Source organism: Bradyrhizobium sp. UFLA06-24 (assembly GCF_054967145.1).
In genome coordinates this window covers 1-3529 of sequence record NZ_JADFUE010000155.1, presented here as the reverse complement: position 1 = coordinate 3529, position 3529 = coordinate 1, and the positions used below count along the sequence as shown (strand labels likewise).

The following is a 3529-nucleotide window of genomic DNA, read 5'->3' as shown; positions in this document are numbered from 1 at the left end:
CAAGCCGGGCAATCTCGTCAACCTCGGCATCGGCATTCCGACACTGGTCGCCAACTATGTTTCGCCCGAATCAAAGGTGTTCTTCCAGTCCGAGAACGGACTGATCGGCACTGGACCAATTCCCGAACAGGGACTGGAGCACCCGCTGCTCACCGATGCCGGCGGAAAGCCGATCAGCGCGCTGCCGGGCGCAAGCACGTTCGACAGCGCCATGTCCTTCGGACTGATCCGGGGCGGCCATGTCGATGTCACCGTGCTCGGAGGTCTGCAGGTCGATGCAGGCGGCCATCTCGCCAACTGGATGATCCCCGGCAAGATGGTGCCCGGCATGGGCGGCGCCATGGATCTGGTGAGCGGCGCCAGACGGGTCATCGTCGCCATGCAACATGCGGCGAAGGGTAAGTCGAAGATCGTCAAGCAGTGTAACCTGCCGCTGACGTCCAGCCGGCCGGTGAGCCTGGTGGTCACCGATCTCGCCGTGATCGGCTTCCCCGACGGAAGGGCCACACTTCTCGAGACTGCTCCCGGCATTAGCGTCGGCGAGGTGATGGCCGTCACGGAGGCTGAGCTGGTTATCGGCGACCGCGTTCCCGAAATGAAGATATGAGCGGGCGAGGCAATATGCGCATATTCAGCGATTTCAAAGAGATTAAGGCGGTCGTCGGCACCGAGATCGGGGTCAGCGACTGGGTCGAGATCACCCAGGAACGGATCAATCAGTTCGCCGAAGCGACCTGCGACGAGCAATGGATTCACGTCGATCAGGAGCGCGCCAGGAAGGAGATGCCGGGCGGCAAGACCATCGCCCACGGACTATTGTCGCTGGCGCTCGCGCCTCTCTTCATCCGATCAGTGATTGGCCTGAAGGGGTTGCGCAATACCCTCAACTATGGCGCGGACCGGATCCGCTACCTGGCGCCTGTGCCGGCAGGATCCAGACTACGAGGACGCGTGACCGTTGCCGAAGCTGAGGACGTGCCTCCCGACGGCTTGCGCGTGAACTATCATCTCGTGATCGAGATCGAGGGCGGCACGAAGCCGGCCTGTGTCGCCGAGCTGATCGCGCTGCACTATCGGTGAGTGCTCGCGCGATCGGCACGATCCAGTCCTCTAGTCGATGATGTGATAGCCGCCATCGATGTAGAGCACCCCGCCGGTCATGAGCTTGGCACCGTCGAGCGCCAGGAACGCGGTGGCGTTGCCCACATCGTCAATACTCACGAGGCTTCGCGCCGGCGCCTTGGATTGCGCCTTGTCCATCAGCTCATCAAACTCGGGAATGCCTGAGGCTGCGCGCGTGGCCAATGGTCCCGGCGAAATCGCATGGACGCGGATGCCCTTCGGGCCCAGCTCGGCCGCCGCATACCGAACCGCCGATTCCAGCGCCGCCTTCGCCACACCCATGATGTTGTAGTTCTCGACCACCATCTGGCTGCCATAATAGGTCATGGTGAACATCGTCCCGCCGTTCTTCATCAGCGGCTCGGCCAGATGAGCCATCCGCAGGAAGGACCAGCAGGAGACCTCCATGGTCTTGAGGAAGCCCTCGCGTCCGACATCGACGACGCGGCCATGCAGCGCTTCCTTGGGCGAGAAGGCGATCGAGTGCAGCAGGAAATCGAGCTGGCCCCACTCCTTCGCGATGCGTTCGAAAACCTGCTCGGTCTGGCCTTCGACCATCACGTCGAGCGGCATGAAGATCGGCGCTTCGAGCGCCTGGGCGAGCGGCTCGACGTGCTTCTTCGCTCGGTCGTTCAGATAAGTCACTGCAAGCTCGGCACCGAGGGCACGGAACGCCCTGGCGCAGCCCCAGGCGATGGATTGATCGTTGGCGATACCGACGACGAGCCCCTTCTTGCCCTTCAAGGCAACCTTGGTTTCCGGATACACGGGAATCATGACACCCTCTCTTGTCTGGGGTTGCTCGATGGTGTGCTCATCAGCAGCGACAGCGTATGCTGTGCGATCATCAGCTCTTCGTCGGTCGGCACCACGTAAACAGGGATCAGACTTCCGGAGCGCGAGATCAGCGGTGCGTGGCGGGAGTTTTCGAGCGGGTCGAGCGCGACCCCGAGCCAGCCCAGCTGCTCGGCCACGCGAGCACGAATAGTTGCGGAATTCTCGCCGATGCCGGCCGTGAAGACGAAAGCATCCAAGCCCTGCAAGGCCGCTGCCAGCATGCCGGCGTTGAGGCCGATCCGATAGGCGAAATAGTCGATCGCAAGCTTTGCCTTGGGATCCTCGCTCCTTTCCAGCTCGCGCATATCGTTGCTGACGCCGGAAAGCCCCTTCAAGCCGCATTCGCGGTAGAGGAAATCCTGCACGCCTGCGGCCGACATACCCTTCTCGGCCAACAGATAGAGCACGACGCCGGGATCAAGCTGGCCCGGCCGCGTACCCATCGGCAGACCGTCCAGCGCAGTGAAACCCATGGTGCTCTCGACGCTTCGGCCATCCTTCATCGCGCACATCGAGGCGCCACTGCCGAGGTGAGCGACGATTACCCGACGCTTTGCGATTTCGGGAGCGACGCTCGGCAGGGTCCTTGCGATGTACTCGTAGGACAGGCCATGAAAGCCATAGCGCCGCACCCCCTCGGCATGAAGCCGATGCGGGATCGCGTAGTAATCCGCGAGAGCACCGTGCGTTCGGTGAAATGCGGTGTCGAAGCAGGCGACCTGCGGCAGCGTCGGAAAATTCGTCAGGATCGATCGGATCGGCGCCAGATTGTGCGGCTGGTGCAACGGCGCGAGATTGATGAAGCGCTCCAGCCGAGCCACCACGCCATGGTCGATCAGGACAGGCTTGTCGTAATCCGGCCCCCCATGCACGACCCGATGCCCGACAGCAATCGGGTGAATGCGAAGCTCCTCGCGCAGCCACGCGCCGGCGACGCCCATTGCAGTTGAAACGTCCGGCACCGCCTCGATCGGATAGGCGCGATCGGCCAGGGACTCGCCCGCCGCGCCGCTTGCCTTCAGCCGCGGACGACTGCCGATACCGTCCATCTGACCCTTGATCTGCCGTCGCAGCCGACCCTCGCCCTCGACCGAAAAGATCTGGAACTTGACGCTGGAAGAGCCGGCGTTGACGACAAGGATCGTATCCATGGCGGTCACGCGGCTATCGTGGGGGCGCGCTGGCGACGCGCGTTGGCGTAAAGCGATGCCACCGCGCAAGAGGCCATTCGCGCGCGCGGCGTATCGGCCCGCGAGGTCAGGACGACCGGCACGCGCGCGCCAAGCACGATGCCGGCCCCATCAGCCTTGGCGAAGTAGGCGAGGTTCTTAGCCAACATGTTCCCGGCCTCTAGATCCGGAACGACGAGGATCTGCGCCCGGCCGGCGACCTCGGACTTGATGCCCTTGATGCGCGCTGCCTCAGAGTCGATCGCATTGTCGAACGCCAGCGGCCCGTCAAGCACGCCGCCCGTGATCTGGCCGCGATCGGCCATCTTGCACAGCGCGGCCGCCTCGATGGTCGACGGAATCTTGGAGGTGACGGTCTCGACCGCCGACAGGATGGCGAC

General features: G+C 63.4%; 5 protein-coding genes. 2 read left to right on the top strand and 3 right to left on the bottom strand.

Annotation, left to right across the window (positions count from 1 at the left end; translation table 11 throughout):
* Together IF809_RS38190 and IF809_RS38185 are read left to right on the top strand one after the other, a co-directional pair.
* The coding region (locus tag IF809_RS38190; RefSeq protein ID WP_462840046.1) for a 3-oxoacid CoA-transferase subunit B at positions 1-607 on the top strand (607 nt) is incomplete at its 5' end.
* 14 nt (positions 608-621) lie between these two features.
* Entirely contained in the window at positions 622-1080 is a 459-nt protein-coding gene (locus IF809_RS38185; RefSeq protein ID WP_453982119.1) for a MaoC family dehydratase, read from the top strand.
* Between the two features lie 30 nt (positions 1081-1110).
* On the opposite strand, the gene fabI is transcribed toward IF809_RS38185, so the two are convergent.
* The 3 genes from fabI to IF809_RS38170 all read right to left on the bottom strand — a co-directional run.
* Positions 1111-1899 carry an enoyl-ACP reductase FabI gene (gene fabI, locus IF809_RS38180; RefSeq protein ID WP_128964329.1) on the bottom strand — a complete coding sequence of 263 codons (789 nt, stop codon included), beginning with the start codon at positions 1897-1899 and terminating at the stop codon, positions 1111-1113.
* On the bottom strand, positions 1896-3110 hold the full coding sequence (locus IF809_RS38175) for an acetate/propionate family kinase (protein WP_462840047.1): 1215 nt from the start codon (positions 3108-3110) through the stop codon (positions 1896-1898). Before IF809_RS38175 ends, fabI begins: the two co-directional genes overlap by 4 nt.
* Positions 3111-3115: 5 nt before the next feature.
* Positions 3116-3529, bottom strand: a 414-nt coding sequence (locus tag IF809_RS38170) for a phosphate acyltransferase (RefSeq protein ID WP_462840045.1), incomplete at its 5' end; no start/stop codon positions are given.

What these genes read in the sequence shown, in the direction of transcription:
- IF809_RS38185 (WP_453982119.1), top strand. Translation starts at nt 622, where the DNA reads ATGCGCATATTCAGCGATTTCAAAGAGATTAAGGCGGTCGTCGGCACC.
- fabI (WP_128964329.1), bottom strand. Translation starts at nt 1,899, where the DNA reads ATGATTCCCGTGTATCCGGAAACCAAGGTTGCCTTGAAGGGCAAGAAG.
- IF809_RS38175 (WP_462840047.1), bottom strand. Translation starts at nt 3,110, where the DNA reads ATGGATACGATCCTTGTCGTCAACGCCGGCTCTTCCAGCGTCAAGTTC.